At 68.6% G+C, this 22,413-nt stretch carries 10 protein-coding genes; 9 read left to right on the forward strand and 1 reads right to left on the reverse strand.

Going from position 1 to position 22,413, the window contains the following annotated elements:
- The first annotated feature begins 77 nt into the window (after positions 1-77).
- Positions 78-2,063 carry a GmrSD restriction endonuclease domain-containing protein gene (locus tag ACFQ3T_RS04325; RefSeq protein WP_380719985.1) on the forward strand — a complete coding sequence of 662 codons (1,986 nt, stop codon included), beginning with the start codon at positions 78-80 and terminating at the stop codon, positions 2,061-2,063.
- 168 nt (positions 2,064-2,231) lie between these two features.
- Here the strand turns inward: ACFQ3T_RS04325 and ACFQ3T_RS04330 are convergent, their stop codons facing one another.
- Positions 2,232-2,528 (reverse strand): hypothetical protein, encoded by a 297-nt coding sequence (locus ACFQ3T_RS04330; RefSeq protein WP_380719987.1) that lies wholly within the window; start codon positions 2,526-2,528, stop codon positions 2,232-2,234.
- Between the two features lie 59 nt (positions 2,529-2,587).
- Between ACFQ3T_RS04330 and ACFQ3T_RS04335 the strand changes: the two genes are divergently transcribed.
- The 8 genes from ACFQ3T_RS04335 (at position 2,588) to ACFQ3T_RS04370 (ending at position 21,866) form a co-directional block, all read left to right on the forward strand.
- Positions 2,588-3,502, forward strand: a complete 915-nt coding sequence (locus ACFQ3T_RS04335) for a helix-turn-helix domain-containing protein (protein ID WP_380719989.1) — start codon at positions 2,588-2,590, stop codon at positions 3,500-3,502.
- 12 nt (positions 3,503-3,514) lie between these two features.
- The gene (locus ACFQ3T_RS04340; RefSeq protein WP_380719991.1) at positions 3,515-3,691 is read left to right on the forward strand and encodes a DUF397 domain-containing protein; all 177 of its coding nucleotides are present in this window, start codon (positions 3,515-3,517) and stop codon (positions 3,689-3,691) included.
- A gap of 268 nt (positions 3,692-3,959) precedes the next feature.
- Complete coding sequence (gene pglW / locus ACFQ3T_RS04345) at positions 3,960-8,252, forward strand: BREX system serine/threonine kinase PglW (RefSeq protein WP_380719993.1); 4,293 nt, start codon at positions 3,960-3,962, stop codon at positions 8,250-8,252.
- Between the two features lie 18 nt (positions 8,253-8,270).
- Positions 8,271-11,915, forward strand: a complete 3,645-nt coding sequence (gene pglX, locus ACFQ3T_RS04350; RefSeq protein ID WP_380719995.1) for a BREX-2 system adenine-specific DNA-methyltransferase PglX — start codon at positions 8,271-8,273, stop codon at positions 11,913-11,915.
- A gap of 6 nt (positions 11,916-11,921) precedes the next feature.
- The gene (locus ACFQ3T_RS04355; protein ID WP_380719997.1) at positions 11,922-15,764 is read left to right on the forward strand and encodes a PglY protein; all 3,843 of its coding nucleotides are present in this window, start codon (positions 11,922-11,924) and stop codon (positions 15,762-15,764) included.
- Positions 15,764-18,424: a BREX-2 system phosphatase PglZ gene (gene pglZ, locus ACFQ3T_RS04360; protein WP_380719999.1), complete on the forward strand. Its 2,661-nt coding sequence runs from the start codon at positions 15,764-15,766 to the stop codon at positions 18,422-18,424. The genes ACFQ3T_RS04355 and pglZ overlap by 1 nt, the downstream gene beginning before the upstream one ends.
- Entirely contained in the window at positions 18,421-19,746 is a 1,326-nt protein-coding gene (gene brxD / locus ACFQ3T_RS04365; protein ID WP_380720001.1) for a BREX system ATP-binding protein BrxD, read from the forward strand. Before pglZ ends, brxD begins: the two co-directional genes overlap by 4 nt.
- Entirely contained in the window at positions 19,743-21,866 is a 2,124-nt protein-coding gene (locus ACFQ3T_RS04370) for a DEAD/DEAH box helicase (RefSeq protein ID WP_380720004.1), read from the forward strand. Before brxD ends, ACFQ3T_RS04370 begins: the two co-directional genes overlap by 4 nt.
- Positions 21,867-22,413 lie beyond the last annotated feature (547 nt).

Genomic DNA, 22,413 nt, shown 5'->3' on the forward strand with positions numbered 1-22,413 from the left:
GATCGACCTGATAACGGTGCAGCACTGTTCGGCGATGACATGCCCAGCACCGAACCCCTACGGCGGGAGCCGCTTGGATGCCTGTTGACAAGACCGAACGCGAGGTCAGAACTCTCGTCAGCCAGATCGAACAAGGCGAGATCAGGCTGCCGGAGATCCAACGCGGCTACGTGTGGAAGCCGACCCAGGTCGCCAAGCTTGTCGAGTCGCTCTACCGCGGCTATCCGTCGGGGTCGCTGCTCTTCTGGCAGACCGACGAGGTGCCGCAGACCAGGGAAGCGGCGATCAGCGGTCCGGCGGGCAAGTCCGCTGTCGTGCCGCTCTACCTCCTGGACGGTCAACAGCGCGTGACGTCGCTGCACCGGGTGCTCACCGACCACCCGCAGGCCGTTATCGTCTTCAACGTCGAGACCGAGAAGTTCCAGAACCAGAGCGCGGCGACGGCCAAGGATCCCCGGTGGATCAAGGTCTACGACGTGCTCAAGCCCGAGGCGGATCAGTACCAGCTCGTCGGTGAACTGCACGAGCGCAATCCCGACATCCCGCCGGGCGAGATAAGCAAGCGGCTGCAGAAGCTCGCCGCCGTCCCGGGTCACAAGTTCCACATGGAGGTCCTGCGCGACTTCCCCTACGACGAGGTCACGCAGATCTTCGTACGCGTGAACAGCGGTGGCCGGTCGCTCAAGACCTCGGACCTGGCGCTCGCGACCCTCTCGGCACGGTGGCCGGGTGTGCTCCAGAAGTTGGAGGACGAGGCGAAGCACTGGGCAGACCGCGGGTACGGCGACATCGACGTCACGTTCCTCACCAGGGCCCTCACCGGCGCGGTGCTGGGACGTGGCCTGTCCGCCTGGTCGCACGCACGCCTGGTCTCGGCGACCGACGACGAACTCGACCGCGGCTGGGCCACGGTGCGGCGAGGGCTCTGCCACCTCGTCTCCCTGCTGCAGAACAACCTCGGCGCATCGCACAGCAAGCTGCTGCCGTCGATGGTCGTCCTGCTGCCGCTGATCGTCCTGCTCGGTGAGCGAGAAGACGAGCACCTGGACAGCGGCACGGCCGACGCCATCCTCTACTGGTTCCTGGCCGCCACGATCCGCAACCGGTACAGCGGGTCGACCGACACCCGGCTCGGGCAGGACATCCCCGCGGCCCGCACGGACGACCCGGTGCGCCACCTGCTGGACAACCTGGGCGTCACCGGGGGCGTGTCGATCGGACCGGACGACCTCGCGGGGCGGACCGTCGGCAGCCCGTACTTCTTCCTGAGCTTCCTGGTCGCCAAGGAAGCCGGGGCCAAGGACTGGTGGGGCGGCATCGGCATCTCGGCGGCGGCCGAGGGGAGCCAGTCGCTGGAGTACCACCACATCCACCCGCAGGCCACGCTGAAGAACCACCCCGAGAAGTACAGCAAGGGCGAGATCAACGACCTGGCCAACCTCGCCTTCATCTCTGGCAAGGCCAACCGGAAGATCAGCCACAGGTCGCCGCGCGACTACTTCCCGACGCTGGGTGACCAGGAGCTGACCGCGCACCTCATCCCCCTGGACGAGGACCTGCGTGACGCGGACCGCTACCGGTCGTTCCTGAGCGAGCGGCGACGCCTGCTGGCGGACGCGATGACCGGCCTGCTGGAGAGGTTCAGGCCGGCATGGCTGTCACCGGCCTCCAAGTCGACCGATCCGTTGTCCGGGGCCGTCCTCGAGTTCGAGTGGTACGACAACACGACCGGTGACGACGTCCTGTTCGCGCGGGCACGCACGAACAGCGGCACGTGGTCGGGGACGATGTCCGCCGCCGACCTGGAGGACGTGGTCGCCGCCGCCGAGGCCGGGGTGGACGGCGACCTGACCATCGCGGGCGAGAGCGCTCCGGTCCGGGTGCAGGACGAGTTGCTCGAAGTTCCGATCGGTCCGTTCGTGGTCACCGGCACCCTGCCGGAGTGGCGCAAGGTCCTCGACCGCGAGCGCGGCGACAGCCGCCCGGTCGCGGCCCTCACGGACCCCGGGGTCAATCGTTGGGAGGGTGAACGCCTAATCTTCCCCGTGACCAGCGTCGACTGACACGGCTGGGGTTCAGCGGGCGCTCAACCGGCGCTGGGACGACAGTTCCCCGCGCGGTGCCGGAGTTGTTGAGCCTCACCGGCTGATCGGACTCGACGGACCCCTGATCGACCTGGTTGGTCAGGGGTTCCGCCATCGTCATGTCCTCGACGGGCTTCTCCGGCGTCATCACTTCTTCCGCTCGATACCGGCAACGTCGAGGATGCTTTCCTCCGCGACGCCGTCGAACGGCATCAGCGCGAGCCGGAGATCACTGCGCAGCGCGCACTCCGACGACTCGCACACGCCGCACCGGCCCGCCTTGTCGAGCGGGTGCGTGCCCAGGCAGGTGGTCACCGCGCCGACCAACCGGTGCGTCTCCGCCCGCGCCATCTGCAACGACTTCCGGTCGGAGTTGTAGAGCACGCCGACCAGCACGGCCGCCAGATGCCGCCGCAGCACTCGATCTTCTTCAACGATATTCATGGGCTCGAGGATTGCAGTGCCACCATCGCGACGGCAAGGACTGCAAATAGCTCGATCGAGTGACTTTTCGCAGCTCAGACATGGTTTTCTGCTTCGATGCTTGCACACATCGCAAGGAGATCATCGTGGCAACAACGAAGTCCGGTGTCACCACCAGGGGAATCGGATTCGAGCTCGAACGACTTCGCACGAAAGCGAAGCTCACGCTGCAAGACGTCGGTGACGGGCTCGGCGTCTCGGCCAGCACGATCAGCCGACTGGAGAACGGCAAGCGGGAGCCCACCCCCGAGGAGGTGTCCGCGATCTTGGCCGTCATCGGCGTGATCGGCCCGGAGCGCAACCGACTGCTCGACCAAGCGCGCGGCGGCGACGGCTCCGGCCTGGTCGAGGCCAGCAACCCGACCGTGCAGAGCCGCACCTACCTGAACTTCGAGACCAGGGCGACGGTCATCACCGATTTTGAGCTGATGCTCATCCCCGGTCTCGCCCAGACGCCGGAGTACGCCTACGCCGTCATCTCGGCCATCCAGGTGGATGAAGAGGAGCCGAGCATCGAGGTGCGGGTGGGCCGCCGCATGGCCCGCCAAGCCATCCTGGCCCGCCGCAGGCCGCCGGAGCTGAACCTCATCCTGACCGAGGCGGCGCTGCGCCTGCCGATTGGCGGGCCGAAGGTCATGGCTCGCCAGCTCCGACACCTGGCCGACCTGACCGACCGGTCGAACGTCACGATCCGCGTCATCCCGTCGAGCGTCGTCGGCCACGCCGGCTTGCTGGGCCAGTTCGTGATCCTCGACTTCGCCAATGACAAGCCGGTGGTCTTCGTCGAGGACCGCACCACCGGCCTGTTCTTGGATGACCCGGCCCGCGTCGCCCTCTATAGGCTGACGGTGGAGAAGCTGACGGACGTGGCGCTGGACGAGGACGGTTCCGTCCGGTTGATGACGTCCATCGCTCACGACCTCGACGGAGGGTGAGGTGGCACGCGAGTGACCCCGATTGCGTGGCGGAAGAGCAGCTACAGTGGCAATGACGCCAATTGCGTCGAAGTCGCAGTGCGAACGACCGTGGTCGGCCTTCGCGATTCGAAGAACCCCGAGGGCGGTCGACTCCTGATCGGCTCGGGGGCGTTTCGGTCGTTCCTGAGGACCGTCAAGGCCGACTGATCGCGAGAAAAGGGTGGTTGCCGCCGCCTGACCACCCTCTTCTCCGCATTCCGGTGAAGCGAACATCATTCGGTTTGCCTTCCCGAACTGCCTGCCGCCTGCCGTAACGCGGAGAGCCCTCGCCGCGACGCACAGGTGGCTGCTCCGAGTGGGGTACGCCGGCGGTCGCCAGTAGCATCGCGACCTCAGCACAGCGCGACAGCTCGGGGGGAAGACCTTGCCTTCAGCGGAACGGCCCACGACGCCGAAGCCGGGTCCTCCGCCGGCGGTGCAGCGGTGGTTCCAGGAGCGCACCTCGCCCTACCCGTGGGAGCAGGACGGCCTCGATGCCGTCAAGCGCCTGATGCCGAACGCCGAGCCCTACCGCGCGTGGGCGACGTTCTCGTTCACCGCCGCGTCGGGCCGGATCAACGAGTGCGACCTGCTGATCGCGGTGCCCGGCGGCCTCTACCTGGTCGAACTCAAAGCGCACCCCGGCCGGGTGGTCAACAACGGCGACACGTGGAGCTTCTTCGAGGAGGGCCGCACCCGTCCCCGGACGCTGCGCAACCCGCTGCACCTGACGGACCTGAAGTCCAAGGAGCTGAAGTCCCGCCTGGAGTGGGCGGCCAAGGAACTGAAGATCAGCCAGCGGGTGCCGCGCGTGGAACCGGCCGTGTTCCTGTCGGCCCCCGGTCTGGTGTCGGGCCTGGATGACGTGCAGCGCGTCCGCGTCTACGGCCGTGACGATGCCTCGCAGGGTCTGCCCTGGATCTGGCGCGACCTGCTGGCCACGCCGCCGCAGCGCGAGGCACAGCGGATCACGCCCGAGTTCTCCCGGCACGTGCTGCCCAAGTTGCTGGACAAGATCGGCATCAGGGTCTCGACCGCCCACCTGCGGTTCGGTGACGACTGGAAGCTGACCACCGACGTCCTCGACGCAGGCCCGACCTGGGAGGACCGCCTCGCCCGACGCGAGCAGCCGGTCCGCGAGGAGGGCCGGGTCCGCATCTACCTGACCCAGGCGCAGGCGACCGACGACCAGCGCCAGTCTGTCGAGCGGGCCGCTCGGCGTGAGTACCAGGTGTTGCAGGGCATCGCCCACCGCGGCATCGCCCAAGCGATGGAGATCCGCGAGCACCAGGGCGGCCCGGCGATCCGGTTCGCGCACCGCGGGACGGACCTGCGGCTCGACTCCTACCTCGCGCTGCACGAGGACCGGCTCACCCCCGAGGCCCGCCTCGACATGGTGCGCCAGCTCGGCGAGGCCCTGCGCTACGCGCACAGCCGCTCGCTCTACCACCGGGCGCTGGCCGCCCGGTCGGTGTACGTGTCGGCGAAGGAGGACGGCTCCTCCCCCGTGCTGCGGGTGATCGACTGGCAGAGCGCGGCGCGGGACTTCGACACGACCGGCATGTCCTCGATCATGACGTCGATGCCGGGCAGCCACCTGCCTGACGCGGCCGGCGTCTACCTCGCGCCCGAGTTCGACCAGCCGTACTCCGACCCGGTCGACCTGGACGTGTTCGGCGTGGGCGCGCTGACCTACCTGATCGTCACCGGCCAGCCGCCCGCAACGCAGCGCAGCGGCCTGGTGGACCGGCTGGCCCGCGAACGCGGCCTGCACCCGTACGCAGTGAGCGACAGCGTGTCCGAGGCACTGGACTCGTTGGTCTTCCGCGCGACCCAGGCGGACGTGGCCGACCGGCTCGACTCGGCGGAGGCGTTCCTCGACGCGCTGGACGGGGTCGAGCGCGACTCGGCCGTGCCCGAGACCCACACCGCCGAGGTGGACCCGCTCGACGCGACCCCCGGGCAGCCGGTCGACGGCCCGTGGGTGGTCGAGCGGGTGTTGGGGACCGGCGCGACGGCCCGCGCGCTGCTGGTGCGCCGCACCGACGAGGACGACGACGGCACCGAGACGGTCACGCGCCGGGTGTTCAAGGTCGCGTTGGACGAGGACAAGGCCGATCGGCTGCGCGCCGAGGCCGACGCCCTGCACCTGGTCGGCGGCGGTGTCGTGGTGAAGCTGCTGGACGGTCCGCGCGTGCTCGGCGGCCGTACCGTGCTCGACCTGGATTTCGCAGGCGATCGCACGCTGGGCGCCCGCCTGCGCGCCGAGGGCCGGCTGACCTATCACGAGCTGGAGCGGTTCGGGAAAGACCTGTTCACGGCGCTCGACCAGCTCGCTGCGAAGGGTGTACGGCACCGCGACATCAAGCCCGACAACCTCGCCCTCTACCGGCGCGAGGACAGGTCGTGGCAGCTCATGCTGTTCGACTTCTCGCTGCACGGCGTGTCCGAGCGGGACGTCAAGGCGGGCACGCGGGGTTACCTCGACCCGTTCCTCGACACGCCGCGCCGGCCGGTCTTCGACGACCACGCCGAGCGCTACGCGGCGGCCGTGACGCTGCACGAGATGGCGTCGGGTGAGAAACCGGTGTGGGGTGACGGCCTGACCGACCCGCGCACCGCGTCCGACGAGACGCCGACGCTCGCGACGGCTTCCTTCGAGCTTGCCCTTCAGGACGGCCTCACCGAGTTCTTCCTGCGCGCCTTCCACCGGGACGTCGACCGGCGGTTCGACACCCTGCGGCAGATGGAGGACGCCTGGCGCGCGGTGTTCGCCCAGGCCGACGCGGCGAGTCCCGCCACCACGCCCGCGACTGTCGGCCTCGACGCGACCACCGTGGAAAGTGCCCGCGAGAAAGCCGCCGAGGCCGCCGGCCTCGACACCCCGCTCGACGCGGCCGGGTTGTCGCCGCGCGCGGTGTCGGTCGCGCAGGGGTTCAGGGCGACGACGGTCGGCGAGCTGCTCAACGTGCCGCTCTACGAGATCGCCAAGGCCCGCGGTGCCGGCCGGGTGATCCGCAAGGAGCTGAACCGCCGCCACAAGCAGTGGACCGCCAGGCTGCGCAGCGCGGCCGAACCCGCTCCCGTCGAACGGGAGGAGAGCGAGACCGCGGTCCAGCTCGGCGTGGACGACATGGCGGACCGGCTGGCTCCCCGTTCTCCCGGCAAGGCCACCAAGCAGGAGCAGGTGCTCCGGCTGATGCTGGGGCTGCCCGACGAGAGCGGTGCGCCCGAGCTGTGGGCGAAGCAGTCCGAGGTCGCCCGCGTTGTCGGCCTCGCTCAGCCGACGGTGTCCCGGCACTACCGGGCGGCCATCGAGCAGTGGGTGGAGCAGCCGTGGGTGGCGGAACTGCGTGACGAGCTGGTGCAGCTCGTCACCGACGCCGGTCGGGTGATGACGGCGCGGGAACTGGCGAAGGCGGTGCGCGTCCGGCACGGCGCGGCACACGACACGCCTGAGCGGACGCTGGCGAAGGCACTCGCCGTGGTGCGGGCGGCGGTGGACGCCGAGGAGTGGACCGGGCTGCACTCGGACGACCCGGACGCCAGCCCTCGCCTGCTGGTCCTGCGGCGCGGGACGCGGGTGCTGATCGCCTGCGAGTCCCTGGCCGGGCAGAGCGACCCCAGCGCCATCGAGCTGGCCGACTACGCGGTGGCGCTCGGCAAGTGCGCCGACGACCTGGTCGGGCAGGACCCGCTGCCGGGTCGGGGGGTCGTGCTGCGCGAGCTGCGCGCCGTTGCCGCGCCGGAGGGTTTGGCTCCGCTGGCGGACACGCGCCTGGTGGAGCTGGCGGCGGCCGTGTCGCAGCGGGCGGCCGACTCGCCGCGTCTGGAGCTGTACCCGAGGGACCTCGACCTGGCGCGGGCGCTGCGGATTTCCCAGGCCGGCGCGGGCGTGCGACGTGATCCGGGCATCACGGTCGAAGAGCTGTGCCAGCGGGTCCGCGCGCGGTTCCCGGAGCTGGAGTGGCGCTCGGAGCCGACACACGTGCGCATGGAGGAGGCCCTGCGCGAGGCCGGTGTCCCGTTGGAGTGGGATTTGGCTGGACGCCGCTTCCGGCCACCGCAGCCCGAGCACCCGCGCGCGGCATCATCCACCGGCACGTCGATCAGCGCCCACGCGCTGCCTGTCGGCGCCCGCGATCCCCATGCGGTGATCGCGGGCAAGCTGGCGACCGCGTTCGAGCGCGGAGGGTTCCTGGCGCTGACGCTGCGCGGTGCTCAGTTGCCCGGCACCGCCGACGCTCTGGCCCGACTCCACCCGGTGCGGCGGATCGACCTGAACCAGACGTTCCTGACCGAGTTCCGGGCGCTGGTCACCGAGCGCGGGCAGGACTGGCGCAAGGTGCTCGGTGTCGACGCCCGGTTCACCGAGTCCGGTGAGATGCCTCGTGGGCTGGCCTCGTACGTGCGGGCCGCGTGGACCCGCGTCGAGGAACGGCTGCTCGATCCGTCGTTGGCTGGTGATGTGCTGTTCGTGCACGACGCGGGGCTGCTGGCCCGGTACTTCACCGAAGGTGGGCACGAGGTGCTGACGCGCGTGCAGAACGCCGCGCGCAGACCGGCCGACGCGCCGCGCGGTTTCTGGCTGCTGTGCCCCGGTGAGTCGGAGCGCGAGTCGGTGCAGTTGGACGGTCGGACGGTCGAGGTGCTGGACGCCTCGGAGCGGGTGGCCCTGTCGAAGAACTTCCTGGCCGCGTTGCGCGGCGACGCCGGTAGCGCGGCCTGAGTGTTGGTGGGTGTGTCTGTGGAGGAGAACGCAGCTTTGACGACTCGCGGGTTTGACCACGCCGAGCTGGTGAAGGACCTGCGCAAGCAGGTCGCTGCGCTGGAGGACGACCTGCGGGAGCGCAGTGACGAGGAGCCTTTCGCCAGTGCGCTGAAGACGGAGTACGACGAGGCGCGCAAGGCTGAGCGCACTGCGGCGACGTATGGGGCGTGGCGGGACGAGCGTGTCACGCAGGTCGCGGTGGCGTGGGTGCTGGGCACGGTGTTCGTGCGGTTCTGCGAGGACAACGGCCTGATCGAGTGGCCGTTCATCGCCGGGCCGGGCGATCGGCTGGCCGACGCGGTCGAGCGGCACGAGGCGTTCTTCAAAGAACACCCGGAAAAGAACGACCGTGACTGGATCGTCGCAGCGTTTGACTACCTGGCGTCGTCGCACAAGACCGTCGAAGGTCTGTTCGACAAGCGGTACAACCCGCTGTGGGAGATCACGCCGTCGTTCGAGCAAGCCACAGCGCTGCTGATCTTCTGGCGACGACGCGGCGACGATGGCGAGATCCGCTACGACTTCACCGACGACGACTGGGACACCCGCTTCCTCGGCGATCTCTACCAGGACCTGTCGGAGCACGCGCGCAAGACGTACGCACTATTGCAGACCCCGGAGTTCGTGGAGGAGTTCATCCTTGAGCTGACACTGGAGCCAGCAGTCGAGGAATTCGGCCTCAGAGGTCTACGCACCATCGACCCCGCTTGCGGGTCTGGCCACTTCCTACTGGGCATCTTCCACCGGTTGCTCGCAAAATGGCGTGCCACTGAACCTGCGTCCGACAACTGGAAGCTGATCTCCTTGGCGCTGGACTCGGTGCACGGTTGCGATAAGAATCCGTTCGCCGCGTCGATCGCGCGTTTCCGTCTACTCATCGCAGCCTTGCGTGCAGCCGGTAAACCTCCGCTTAACAGGGCGTCAACTTTTCCCATCAACGTCGCCGTTGGAGACTCACTGCTCCACGGCCGCGGCGCACCAGGCGTTCAGGGAAACCTGTTTGAACCGACTGAGGCGTACACGTATCGCACAGAAAATGTCACCGATTACCATTCAGTCGACCTGCTCGGTAAGTCCAGTTACCATGTGGTAGTCGGCAATCCGCCCTACATTACCCCAAAAGACAAACAAGAGAACGAGAATTACCGACGCGGCTACGACGCCTGCTCCGGAGCATACGCACTCTCGGTGCCGTTCGCCCAGCGACTGTTCAACTTGGCGGTCCGAGCACATGATCCCGAGCGCAACTCTGGTTACGTTGGCCAAATTACCGCAAACTCTTTCATGAAACGTGAGTTCGGCAAACGACTCATTGAGCACTTCTTGCCGAGCGTTCGGCTCACGCATGTAATCGACAGTTCAGGCGCATACATTCCCGGTCACGGGACGCCCACAGTCATTCTCGTTGGCCGCAACCAGCCCTACCGCAGTTCTGATCGGGTGCGCTCCGTACTGGGAATTCAAGGTGAACCTTCTTCACCACAAAATCCAGCTCACGGTGCAGTTTGGTCGGCCATTATCACGCAAGTCACAAAGCCTGGAAGTGAGTCCCCCTGGATTTCGGTCGCCGATCTCGACTCGCACCGTTTCACACAACACCCCTGGAGCATTAGCGGAGGCGGAGCAAGCGAGCTATCGGAAGCTCTCTCTCTTGCAGCGCCCCAGAAGCTCTCCAGTCGAGTTTCGGAGATCGGGTTCGGTGCCGTTACTCGCGAAGATAACGCCTACATGCTTGGCGAAGGGGCTCTTCGAAGGGCGAACGTCGATGCAAGTCACCAACGAGCCATCGTAGAAGGCGAGGTGATCAGGGATTATTTGATCACTGAGCCAGTCATGTCATTGTGGCCTTATGATCCAATCACGCTTTCGCCGTGCAGATCCGCACCGGTCGAAGTACTCCTCTGGCCACATAGAACAATCCTGCGAAATCGAGTCGCGTATGGGAGCACTCAGCTTCAGCGAGGACTCGAATGGTTCGAGTATTCAATGTTCTTTGCCAGTCGCTACTCAAATCCATATTCCATCGCCTTCTCGTTCGTTACGACCCACAACCACTTCACACTGGACCGCGGAGGCAAGATATTCAAGCAGTCTGCACCAATAATCAAATTGCCAGATGAAGCGAGCGAAAACGAACATCTCGAACTGCTAGGGCTACTCAACTCGTCGACGGCATGTTTTTGGCTAAAGCAGGTCAGTCACAACAAAGGCGAAGGCGGCGGAGCCAGGGTGGACGCCGGCTATGCCACAATGGGCAGCGAAGCGTGGAAGAACACATTCGAATTTACTGGAACTAAACTTCGAGAATTTCCGCTACCAGGGCAGTTGCCACTCGACCTGGGTCAACGTTTGGACCACCTAGCTCAGCAGCTTGCCGAACAGGAGCCGTCTGCCGTCGCGTCTTCACTAACTCCAACACGCCATCTTCTCGATTCCGCCCGGATAGAGCATGGGCGTATCCGAAATCTAATGATTGCCCTGCAGGAGGAGTTGGACTGGAAGGTCTACGGGTCTTTCAACCTACTCGATAATCGCGACACCTCGAAGCTCACGGCAAGCGATTTGAAGTCGATTCCGGAGATCAATCTTGGCGAGCGGGCTTTTGAGATCGTGCTCGCACGTAAGGCAGTGGCCGGCGAGGTAGAGACCACCTGGTTCACGAGACACGGCTCTACACCGACCCTTGAGATTCCGGACCGTTGGCCACAATGGTACAAGGAGATTGTGCAAGCGCGTATCGATACGATTGCCGGGCGGCGCGATATTGCCTTGATCGAACGGCCGGAATACAAACGCCGTTGGACGACGGAGCCATGGGAAAGGCGGGAAGCTGAAGCCTTGTGCAACTGGCTGCTGGACCGCTGCGAGAAGCCCGAACTTTGGTTCGCCCTGCGCGATGGCATGAAGCACCCTCGCACGCTTACCATCAGCCAGCTCGCCGACCAGTTCCGCGACGACGCCGACATGAACTCCGTCGCCCAGCTCTACGCGACCGACCACCTGAAAAAGCGCGACCTCACCCTGGCCCAGATCCTCGAACAGGTCATCGCCGACCAGCACGTCCCCTACCTCGCCGCCCTCCGCTACAAGGACTCCGGTCTGCGCAAGCGCGAGCAGTGGGAGGAGGTCTGGGAGCTGCAGCGCGAAGAGGACCGCACCGGCAAGCGCCTGGACATCCCGGTGCCCCCGAAGTACGGCAGCGGCGACTTCCGCAAGACCAGCTACTGGTCCCAGCGCGGCAAGCTCGACGTCCCCAAGGAGCGCTTCATCTCCTACCCGGACGCGAGCCCTGACGCGGACCCGACGCTCCTGCTCGGCTGGGCCGGCTGGGACCACAAGGACCAGGCCCAAGCGCTGGTCAACACGGTCAACGACCGCACCGAGCAGTCCGGCTGGTCCGCCGAACGGCTCACCCCGCTGCTCGCCGGCCTGCTCGAAGTGCTGCCCTGGGTCAAGCAGTGGCACGGTGAGTACGACGATGAGTGGGGCGGCGTCCCGGCGGACGAGTACGACGCCTACCTGACCGAGCAACGGGCCAAGCACCAGCTCACCGAAGACGACCTGCGCGCGTGGCGACCGGCCGCGCCCACGCGGGGACGACGCGCGGCGAAGAAGGACTGATCAGCTGTGAGCACGGCAGAGATGTACCTGCGGGACGTCATCCACATCCCCGAGTCGGTGCACGCGGGCGACTTCAAGGTCGAGCTGTCCGGTGGGTTCACCGAGACGGACGCCCGGGTCTCCGAGTACGTGGTGACCGACCAGCTCCAGGCGGCGTTCCGCAAGGCCCTCTCGGTGGTGCGGGCCGCGGTGCGCGACGGGAACTCCCACGCCGCCTACCTGCACGGGTCGTTCGGCTCCGGTAAGAGCCACTTCCTGACCGTGCTGCACGCCGTGCTCCACAACGAGCCGTCCGTACGCCAGAAGACCGGCCTCCAGCCGGTGATCGCCGAGAACGACGACTGGTTGGGCGGCAAGAAGTTCCTGATGGTGCCCTACCACCTGGTGGGCGCCGCCGACATCGACTCGGCCATCCTCGGCGGGTACGTGGCTACCACGCGGAAGCTACACCCGGACAAGCCGACGCCCGCGGTGTACCGGTCGGACGCGATGCTGGCCGACGCACGGCGGCAGCGGGAGTTCCTAGCCGATGACGGCAAGTTCGCGCAGTGGTTGGAGAGCGGCACGCCGCAGGAGTCCGGCGACGAGGACGACCTGGACCCCATCGACTCCGTGTCGACCTGGACGACCGCGAAGCTGGACCAGGCGTTCGCCGCGCCGCAGGGCGACACGCTGCGCAGCGCGCTGGAGTCGGCGCTGCTGTCGGGCCCAATGTCCTCCTACACGCGTGGCGCGAGCGGTGATCAGCAGGCGTTCATCCCGCTGGAGAACGGGCTGGCGGTGATCAGCCGGCACGCGCGCGACCTGGGCTACGACGGGCTCATCCTGTTCCTGGACGAGATGATCCTGTGGTTGCAGGCGAACATGAAGGACCAGAGGTTCGTCAACAACCAGGTCAGCAAGCTGGTGAAGCTGATCGAGTCCGGCGACGCGGACCGGGTGCTGCCGATCGTGTCGTTCATCTCCCGCCAGCGCGACCTGTCGAAGCTGGTCGGCGAGGACGTCACCGGCGCGGAGATGAAGAACCTCGAAGCGCAGGTCAACTACCTCGCCGGTCGGTTCGACGTGGTGGAACTGGAGGACCGCAACCTCCCGGCGATCATCAAGGAACGCGTCCTCAAGCCGACATCGCCGCAAGCGCGGACGGCGTTGGACGAGGCGTTCGCGACGATCGAGTCGGCCAACGCGCTGTCGCGGGACGTGCTGCTGGACTCGGGTGGCGTGACCGGTGCGACGTGGGCCGAGTTCCGCGACGTCTACCCGCTCTCCCCCGCGCTGCTCAACGTGCTGGTGACGCTGTCGGGCGCGTTGCAGAGGGAGCGCACGGGTCTGAAGTTGCTGCAGGAGATGCTGCGCCGCCGTCGCGCGGACATGAAGCTGGGCGAGCTGATCCCGCTCGGCGACCTGTGGGACGTGCTGTCCGACGGCACCGGCGAGGCGTTCACCGACAAGCTCAAGCGCGAGGCGGACGCTGCCCACCGCTTCCACTCGAAGGTCCGCGCGCACCTGCTGGAGAAGTACGGCAGCGAGGGTGACGCCCGGTTCGTGCAGGACGACCGGCTGGTCAAGACGCTGCTGCTGGCCTCGCTCGCACCCGCCGTGTCGGCGTTGACCCGGCTGACCGGCGCACGGCTGGCCGCGCTGAACCACGGGTCGATCCGGTCCCGGGTGGGCACGCCCGCGTCAGTCGTGGTGCAGCGGCTGCGGGCGTTGCAGGCGGAGTTCGGCGAGCTGCGCTCCGAGGGCGACGAGGACCCGGTGTTCAGCCTGCACCTGTCCGACCTCGACATCGAGCCGCTGCTGGAGAAGGTCGGCGAGCAGGACAGCCTCGGCGCCAGGCGGGTGTGGATCAAGGACCAGCTGTGGCAGGCGCTCGGGGTCAAGGACTCGCAGGAGTTCGTGTCAGAGCGCGAGGTCGTCTGGCGGGGCACACGGCGGGTCGCGGAGTTCGTGTTCGGCAACGTGCGCGACCACTCCGACCTGCCCGACGTCCAGTTCACGCCGAGCGTCGACGGCCGGGTGCGGTTCGTGCTCGACTACCCGTTCGACGCGGCAGGCGCACCGCCGGTGGACGACGCGCGGCGGGTGCAGAAGCTCAAGCGCGAGGGCACCGAAGCGGCCACCGTGGTGTGGTTGCCGCACTTCCTGTCCAGCCAGAAGTCCGGGCAGCTCGGCCGTTTACTGAAGATCAACTACTTGTTGGAGCGGGACCGCCTGGACGACCACGCGGCGAACCTGTCCACCGACGACCGGATTCGCGTGCGACACCAGTTGCAGGCGCAGAAGGACAACCTCACCACGCAGCTCAGGGCAGCACTGCAGCAGCTCTACGGCATCTCCGGCGGTGACGAGGGCACCATCGGCGCGGAGGTCGGCGAGGACGGGCACGTGCTGTCCCTGCTGCCGTCGCACAAGCCGCGCCTGCACGGCGGCGCGGCCTTCGAGTACAACCTCCTGGCGTTGGCCGACAGCGCCTTCGACGTGCTGTACCCGAAGCACCCGGACTTCGACGTGACCCGCAGCCGCAAGCCGGTGACCACGGGCGAGCTGCGGACCGTGCTGAAGTGGGTCACCGCAGCACAGGAGGGCGGCAACCAGCGCGTCGTGGTGGACCGCAAGGACCTCCCGCTGGTCCGGAAGATCGCGCACCCGCTGGAGCTGGGCGAGGTCAGCGACGGGCCGCTGAACCTGTCCACGGAGTGGCGCAAGCGGATCGAGCAGCACGCCGCCCGCGAGGGCGTGACCGGTGACTTCGACGTGGAGAAGATCCGCTCCTGGATCGCCGCGATGGGCTGGACGGGACTGGATAAGCCGGTCGCGAACCTGATCATCGCCACCTACGCGTTGCTGTCCGACCGCGCCTGGCTCTACAACGGCGGCCCGACCGACCCGCCGGAGCTGGAGCGCATCGGCCCCGGCTTCAGCCTGCGGGCGCAGGAGCTGCCGACGCCCGACGAGTTCGCGGCGGCGAGGGAGAAGGCGGGCGCGCTGTTCGGCGTGCACGTGCCGGACGCGCGGTTCGCCCGCAACGTGACCAAGCTGGCGGACATGGTGCGGGAGAAGGTCGTCGAGCTGGAGTCCGCCGTTGGTGGCGTGCACAAGTCGCTGCGGAAGCACGCGGCGGAACTGGGCGTCGACCCCGCGCAGGGACGTGCGAAGACGGCGCGGGACGCGGAGGAGGTGCTGGCCGACCTGTCCGGCGAGCAGGAGCCGACGAAGTTCCTGCGCGCCCTGGCGGGTGTGAACTACGAGGCGACCGACCAGGTGATGGGCCGCGCTCTGACCTCGGCACCTGAGGTGTTGGCCGCGTTGGACGGCGTGGACTGGTCGCTGCTGGCCTCCGCGCGCGAGTTCGCCGGGCGTCCGGACAGCGCGGGAGAGATGGCGTCGCGCCTGGTGGACGACGTGCGGCAGGCCGCCGAGGCCGACCAGCTCGTCCGGGACCTGGTGCCGGTGCTGGGGTCGGTCCAGTCGCGGGCCGTCGCGGTGATGAAGGAGGCGGCGCGAAACACGCCTGCGCCGCCGCCCGTCCCACCGGCTCCGAACCCGACGCCACCGGCCGGTGGCGCTGGTGGCATCAGCCTCACGGACACCGGCACCCCACCTGTGTCGGGCTCCGGCGACACCAGTGGGTCCGGGCCGGTCGTGTCCGAACCCGTGCCTCCCACTCCTCCGCCCGGTCCGCGCGCGTCACGGACCACGCGCCGGGTCGCGTCCACCGCGGTGGAGGCCGAGCTGGTCAGGCTGGTCGAGGAGATGCGGCGCGAGGTCGCCGACTACGCCCGGCAGCACCCCGGCGCGGAGATCGAGATCACGCTGCGCGTCGTCGAACCGGAGAGCGGGTCCTGATGGCCGTTGCCCCCCAGGTGAACCGGCGGATCGTGGAGACGCTGCTGGAGGCCCACCTCCCCGATCCGCGCGACCGGCGGCTGCTGCTCGTGCACGGCCGCTTCGACGGGCCGTCGCCGACCGAGTTCAAGATGACCATCGGCGGCAAGCCCAGGCGGATCACCGTCACCGACCAGCCGTCGGTGCTCGGCATCGTGGAAGCGTGGCAGGCCCACCAGTCGACCGGCGGTGAGGACGTGCTGGTGGTGACCACCGTGGTGGACGACCGGCAGCTCGGCTGGGACCTGCGTGCCCACGCCGTCGGCAAGGCCACGCAGACGGTGGACCGGGCGGAGATCATCAAGCAGCGGTTCGGCGCGAAGGACGTGGACCCGCGCATCCGCCGCGAGCCGTGGCTGGTGGACGCGTTGCTCGAAGCCGAGCCCACCGGCGGCTGGCGTCGTTCGGGGACGGTGCTGACCAGGGACGCCGCCGTGCGGGCGCTGATCGGCGCACGGCTGGGCGGCGCCGAGCTGACCGAAGGCGGCATCGACGCCGCCGCCCTGCTCGCCTGGTCCCGCACGCCCGCTGCCGCCGGATTCGCCACGTTGCCGGAGGCGGAGCGCAAGGGCCTGGTGTCCTGGCTGGAGGAGAACGTCGGCGACGCCGCCGCGGTGTTGATGGACCTCGCCTCGGCGGGACGCGCGGACGACGCGATGGCGTTGGGGATCCTCGGCTCGGTCGCCACCAGCAGGGGTGTGGCCGGTGAGATCGCCGTCGCTTTCGGCGGGCTGCTGGGCGTGCGGCCGAAGGGCAACCAGCTGCCCGCGTTCGTCGACGCGGTCGCGGGCACGCTGGACCGCTGGCTCACCGAGGTCCAGGCCGGTGGTGAAGCCGCGCGGCGGCGGGTGCTGGACGTCGTGACGCGGGCCGACGAGCTGGCCGAGTCCGCGGAGCTGACCGAGGCGCTCGCCGGGAACCGCTACCTGCGCAGTGGCTTCCGCTCACGCTTGCGGGCGTTGGGGACCGCCTTGTCCCGACACCGCGACGACGCCGCCGAGAAGGCGCTGCGGGACGTGGAGGCGCACGCGCTGGCGAAACTGTTCCCCGCGCAGACGTCCACCGCGTCGATGGCCGTTCGGCTGGTCCGCTGGCTCGGGCAGCCCGAGCCGCAGGTCGACTCCGTCGCCGGCGCGATCCGTGCCCACCTCGGCGAGTGGGGCTGGGTGGACCGGGCGCTCGCCGTGCTGTGGGCAGGCGACGAGGTCCACGACCCTGTGCTGGGGCAGGCGTACCGGAAGGTCCACGACGCGGTTCGAGAACGGCGGGACCGGTTGGACGAGGCGTTCGCGCGGCGGCTGGCGGCGTGGACCACGACCGCGTCCACGCTCAACCCGGCCGGATGCTTGTTGGTCGAGGACGTGCTGGAGCGTGTCGTCGCGCCGCTGGCCAAGGAGCACGCGCCGCTGGTGCTCGTGCTGGACGGGATGAGCAGCGCGGTCGCGGTCGAACTCGGTGAGCAGCTCGCCGAGCGGGGCTGGCACGAGGCGTCGCTGGAACACGGCGGGCGCCTCGGGGCGGTCGCGGCGATCCCGTCCGTGACCACCGTCAGCCGGGCCGCCCTCCTCACGGGATCGCCCACGGCGGGTGCGCAGGGTGTCGAGCGCGACGGGTTCGCCGCGTTCTGGCGTCGGCGCCACCGCCAGGCGGCGCTGTTCCACAAGAGCGAGATCGGCGGGCACGCCGGACAGCGGCTGTCGGAACCGCTGGTGACTGCGCTGGCCGGGGACGATGTGGTCGCCGTCGTGCTCAACACCATCGACGACGCGCTCGACCACGGCCGTGAGGGCAACCGCACCGGCTGGCGCTTGGAGGACGTGACCTACCTGCGGGAACTCCTCGACGCCGCACGGGCCTACGGGCGACCGGTGGTCCTCGTGTCCGATCACGGGCACGTGCTCGACCGGTCCACCGACGGCCGTACTCCGACCGGGGCGGCCGGTGTCGAGTCGGTGCGCTGGCGGCTCGGGACGGCGGAGGACGGTGAGGTCGAACTGGCCGGGCCGCGCGTGCTCGCGGGCGGTGGGCGGGTGGTCGTCCCGTGGCGGGAGGACATCCGCTACCTGCAACGCCGAGCCGGGTACCACGGCGGAGCGGCCCTGGCCGAGATGACCGTTCCGGTGCTGGTGCTGCTGCCTGCCGCGGATCAAGCACTGCCTTCGGGATGGCGGATGCTGTCGCCGGAAGACGTCACGCCGCAGTGGTGGGGTCGTCGGACCGAGGCTGTGGCACCTGCCCCGCAACCGCGTCGGAAGACGTCCAAGGCTCCGGCCGCGCCTGCGCCCGAACCGCTGTTCGCGGCACCCAGCACGTCGCTGGGCGCCCAGGTCGTGGACACGAAGGTCTACGAGGCGCAGAAGGAGTTCGTGCCCAAGGGCATCCAGAAGCCCCAGATGGCGGCCGTGATCGACGTGCTGGTAGAGGGTGGCGGCACTCGATCGGTCGTCGCCGTCGCAGCCGCTGCCGGGCGGGCCGGTCGCAGCCCCGAGTTCCTGGTGAGCATCCTGCAACGCCTGCTCAACGTCGAGGGCTACCCGGTGCTGACCCCGATCGACGGCGGGCGGACGTTGAAGCTCGACGTCGACCTCTTGCGCGAGCAGTTCGGGGTGAGGAAGCCATGACGTCGATGATCAGCCAGGCCCGCCGCCGGGAGGTGATCGCCGCCCTGCGGCGCGGCACCGTGCCCCAAGCCGGGCTGGACCTGTTCGCCGTGGGCCTGGAGCGGTTCGTGGTGGCGATGGACGACGACATCGCCACCGTCGCCAAGGGCGGTGCGGCGTTTCACGCCGTGCGCGGCGAGTACGGCTCGGGCAAGACGTTCTTCGCGCGCTGGCTCGCCGAACGCGCCAAGCGCGCCGGGCTTGCAGCCACCGAGGTGCAGATCTCCGAGGCCGAGACGCCCCTGCACCGGCTGGAAACCGTGTACCGGCGGCTGACGGAGCGGCTCAGCACCGCGACGCACCGGCCGAGCGCCCTCGGACCGGTGGTCGACTCGTGGTTCTACACGTTGGAGGAGGAAGTCCTCGACGGCGGCGAGGTGGCCGAGGACGACGAGCAGGCGTTGTCTGCGGCAGTGGACGTGCTGTTGGAGCAGCGACTCGCCGAGGTGGCGCGAACGACACCCGCCTTCGCCGCCGCTCTGCGCGGCTACCGGCAGGCTCGCGTCGGCGGCGACGCCGCTACGGCGGAAGCGCTGCTGGCGTGGTTGGGCGGGCAGAAGTCGGTCGCCGCGTCGGCGCGGCGCGCGGCCAACGTGCGCGGTGACCTCGACCACTTCGGCGCGCTGGGCTTCCTGCAAGGGTTGCTGACCGTGTTGCGGGACAGCGGGCACCCCGGACTGCTACTGGTGCTGGACGAGATCGAGACGCTGCAACGGGTGCGCGGCGACGTGCGGGAGAAGGGGCTCAACGCCCTGCGGCAACTGCTGGACGAGATCGACGCGGGCCGCTTCCCCGGACTGTTCCTGGTGATCACGGGGACGCCCGCGTTCTTCGACGGCCAGCAGGGCGTGCAGCGGCTGCCTCCGTTGGCGCAGCGCCTCGCCACGGACTTCACCACCGAGCCCCGGTTCGACTCGCCTCGGGCCGTGCAGCTCCGGCTGCCGGGCTTCGACCTGGTCAAGCTGGGCGCGCTGGGACGAGTGGTGCGCGACCTGTACGCGGAGGTCGCTCGCGACCCCGGCCGGGTGTCATCCGTGGTGGATAACTCCTACATCGCCCAGCTCGCCGACGCGGTCACCGGTGGCCTGGGCGGCCAGGTGGGCGTGGCACCGCGGATCTTCCTGCGCAAGCTGGTCGCCGACGTGCTGGACCGCGTGGACGAGCACGACGACTTCGACCCGCGCAAGCACTACGCCCTCACCCTGACGCAGTCCGAACTGACGGAAGTCGAGCGGAACGCGGCGGCGCGCTCCGCCGACGACGTCGAGCTGGACCTGCCGTGACCACCGGCCTCGACGGCCTGCACCCGGTGCTTGTGCACCACATCGTGAACACGCTCGGGTGGAGTTCGTTGCGGCCGTTGCAAGCCGAGGCCGTGAGACCTCTGGTGGACGGCGACGACGCCGTGCTGCTGGCCCCCACTGCCGGGGGCAAGACGGAGGCCGCGTGCTTCCCGCTGCTCAGCGCGATGGAGCAGCACAAGTGGACCGGGGTGTCGGTCATCTACGTGTGCCCGCTCAAAGCCCTGCTGAACAACCTCCACCCGCGGCTGGAAGCTTATGCCGCGTGGCTGGGGCGGCGGGTTGGCCTGTGGCACGGCGACACCAGCCAGTCCACCCGGCAGAAGATCCTCCGCGACCCTCCGGACGTCCTGCTGACCACGCCGGAGTCCTTGGAGGCGATGCTCGTCAGCGTCAAGGTGGAGCACGGCACGTTCTTCGCCGGTCTCCGCACGGTGGTGGTCGACGAGGTGCACGCCTTCGCCGGCGATGACCGGGGCTGGCACCTGCTCGCCGTCCTGGAGCGCCTGACGCGCGTGGTCGGGCGGCGAATCCAGCGGGTCGGTCTGTCCGCGACGGTCGGCAACCCGCACGACCTGCTGAACTGGTTGCAGGGCTCCGGTCGCGGCGAGCGCCCGGCCAGGGTGATCGCTCCGGGCGTCACCGATGCCGCGGTGAACCCGGCCTCGGTGGGTGAGATCGAACTGGATTACGTGGGCTCGGTGTCCAACGCGGCCACGGTGATCTCCTCCCTCCACCGGGGCGAGAAGCGGCTGGTGTTCTGCGACTCGCGGCGGCTGGTGGAGGAACTGGGCGAGGCGCTGCGCAGCCGCGGAGTCACCACGTTCCTCTCCCACGCGTCCCTCTCCGTGGACGAGCGGCGGCAAGCAGAACTGGCCTTCGCCGAAGCCCGCGACTGCGTGATCGTGTCCACCAGCACGTTGGAGCTGGGTATCGACGTGGGTGACCTGGACCGGGTCATCCAAATCAACGCGCCCGGTTCGGTGGCGTCATTCCTGCAACGGCTCGGCCGGACCGGTCGCCGGGCCGGGACGGTGCGCAACTGCCTGTTCCTCGCCATCAGGCGAAACCAAGTGCCCTGGACGGCGGGACTACTCCTGCTGTGGAGCAGGGGTTTCGTCGAGCCGGTCACCGCGCCGCCCCAGCCTCGGCACATCGTCGCGCAGCAGGTGTTGGCACTGGCACTGCAGGAGAACCGCATCGGCGATCGGCTGTGGGTGGAGGGCTGGAACGGTCTGGCGCCGTTCGACCGCAGCGCCGAGCCGATACTGCGGCACCTCGTGGACAACGGCTTCCTCGACCGGGACGGCGACATGCTGTTCATCGGCCCTGCCGCGGAACAGCGCTTCGGGCGCAGGCACTTCATGGACATGACGGCGGTCTTCACCGCGCCGCCGCAGTTCACCGTCCTGCACGGGCGTCGGGAGATCGGGCGCACCGACCCCGCCTTGCTGACCGAGAAGGTTGAGGGCCCTCGTCTGCTGCTGCTGGGTGGGCGAAGCTGGAAGGTCGGCTGGATCGACTGGAAACGCCGCCGCTGCTTCGTGGAGGAGGCGACCGGCGGAGGCAAGGCGCACTGGCACACCCCAGGGCTGTCTGGCGCCTCGCTGGAGCTGAGTCGCGCCGTCCGAGATGTCCTGCTGGGCAACGACCCACCTGTGAAGATGACCCAGCGGGCTCAACGTGCCCTGGCTGAGGAACGCGAGGACGCGAGCCACGTTGTACATCCCGGTGGGACGGTCGTCGCTCGTGACGGCATCGATGTCCGCTGGTGGACCTGGGCTGGCTACCGAGCCAACGCCACACTCGCCGCGACGCTGTCCGAACTCACCGACGCAAAGCAACGCGTGGACGACACGTCTATTCGGCTGCGCGCGGACGTGACCGTGGAGATGTGGCGAGCGGCTCTGGCCGACGCCATTGAGCGGCTGTGCCTGCCGGACGTCGACGAGCGGGCGCTGCAGGGCCTCAAGTTCAGCGAGGCACTCCCGCACACGCTCGCGAGCGCGACGCTGGCCGCGCGACTCGCCGACCTGGACGGCGCGGCGATGGTGTTGGCCGAGCCGAACCGCTTCGTGGTCACTCCCGGAAAATCACGATAGGGCTCCGGGTCCGGCATTGCCGCGCTGCCGGTGTAACGGCCGGGCGCAACTGTTCTATATGTCCTCGTGACGCGCACACACGAGGTGAATTTGAGCCCTCTTCTCTTTTTCGACCTCCACCTCGACACGTATTTCAGGTCGGCCAGCCCGCCACTGGCCCGGTCACGCCAGCTGGCATTGCGAGACGTTGCGGCGTACCACCGCCCTCGCCCGAGCCGAGAGGGGCTGATGCCCTGCTCTGCGCCGGTGACTTGTACGAACACGAGCGGTTCTCGCCTGATAGCGCGCATTTCTTGCGCGAACGCGTTCGAGAGCGTCGACATGCCCGTCTTTCTCGCCCGGGCGACCGCGACTGGCACGGACCCAGGATCCTCTACCACCAGGTCGCGTGGACGCCTAACGTGCAGGTATTCATGGAAGACCATTTCATAGCACATGAATTGACGGACGGCCTCACGCTATGGGGCGCCGCCTACCGTGCACCTGCCAACACCGACGGGTTTGTCGGAAATTTCCGCGTTGCCCGCGCGGGGTGAACCTCGCACTT

Origin of the sequence: Saccharothrix hoggarensis, from assembly GCF_042678885.1 — a bacterium.
Classification (GTDB): Bacteria; Actinomycetota; Actinomycetes; order Mycobacteriales; family Pseudonocardiaceae; genus Actinosynnema; species Actinosynnema hoggarensis.

What these genes read in the sequence shown, in the direction of transcription:
- pglZ (WP_380719999.1), top strand. Translation starts at nt 15,764, where the DNA reads ATGGCCGTTGCCCCCCAGGTGAACCGGCGGATCGTGGAGACGCTGCTG.
- ACFQ3T_RS04330 (WP_380719987.1), bottom strand. Translation starts at nt 2,528, where the DNA reads ATGAATATCGTTGAAGAAGATCGAGTGCTGCGGCGGCATCTGGCGGCC.
- brxD (WP_380720001.1), top strand. Translation starts at nt 18,421, where the DNA reads ATGACGTCGATGATCAGCCAGGCCCGCCGCCGGGAGGTGATCGCCGCC.
- ACFQ3T_RS04325 (WP_380719985.1), top strand. Translation starts at nt 78, where the DNA reads ATGCCTGTTGACAAGACCGAACGCGAGGTCAGAACTCTCGTCAGCCAG.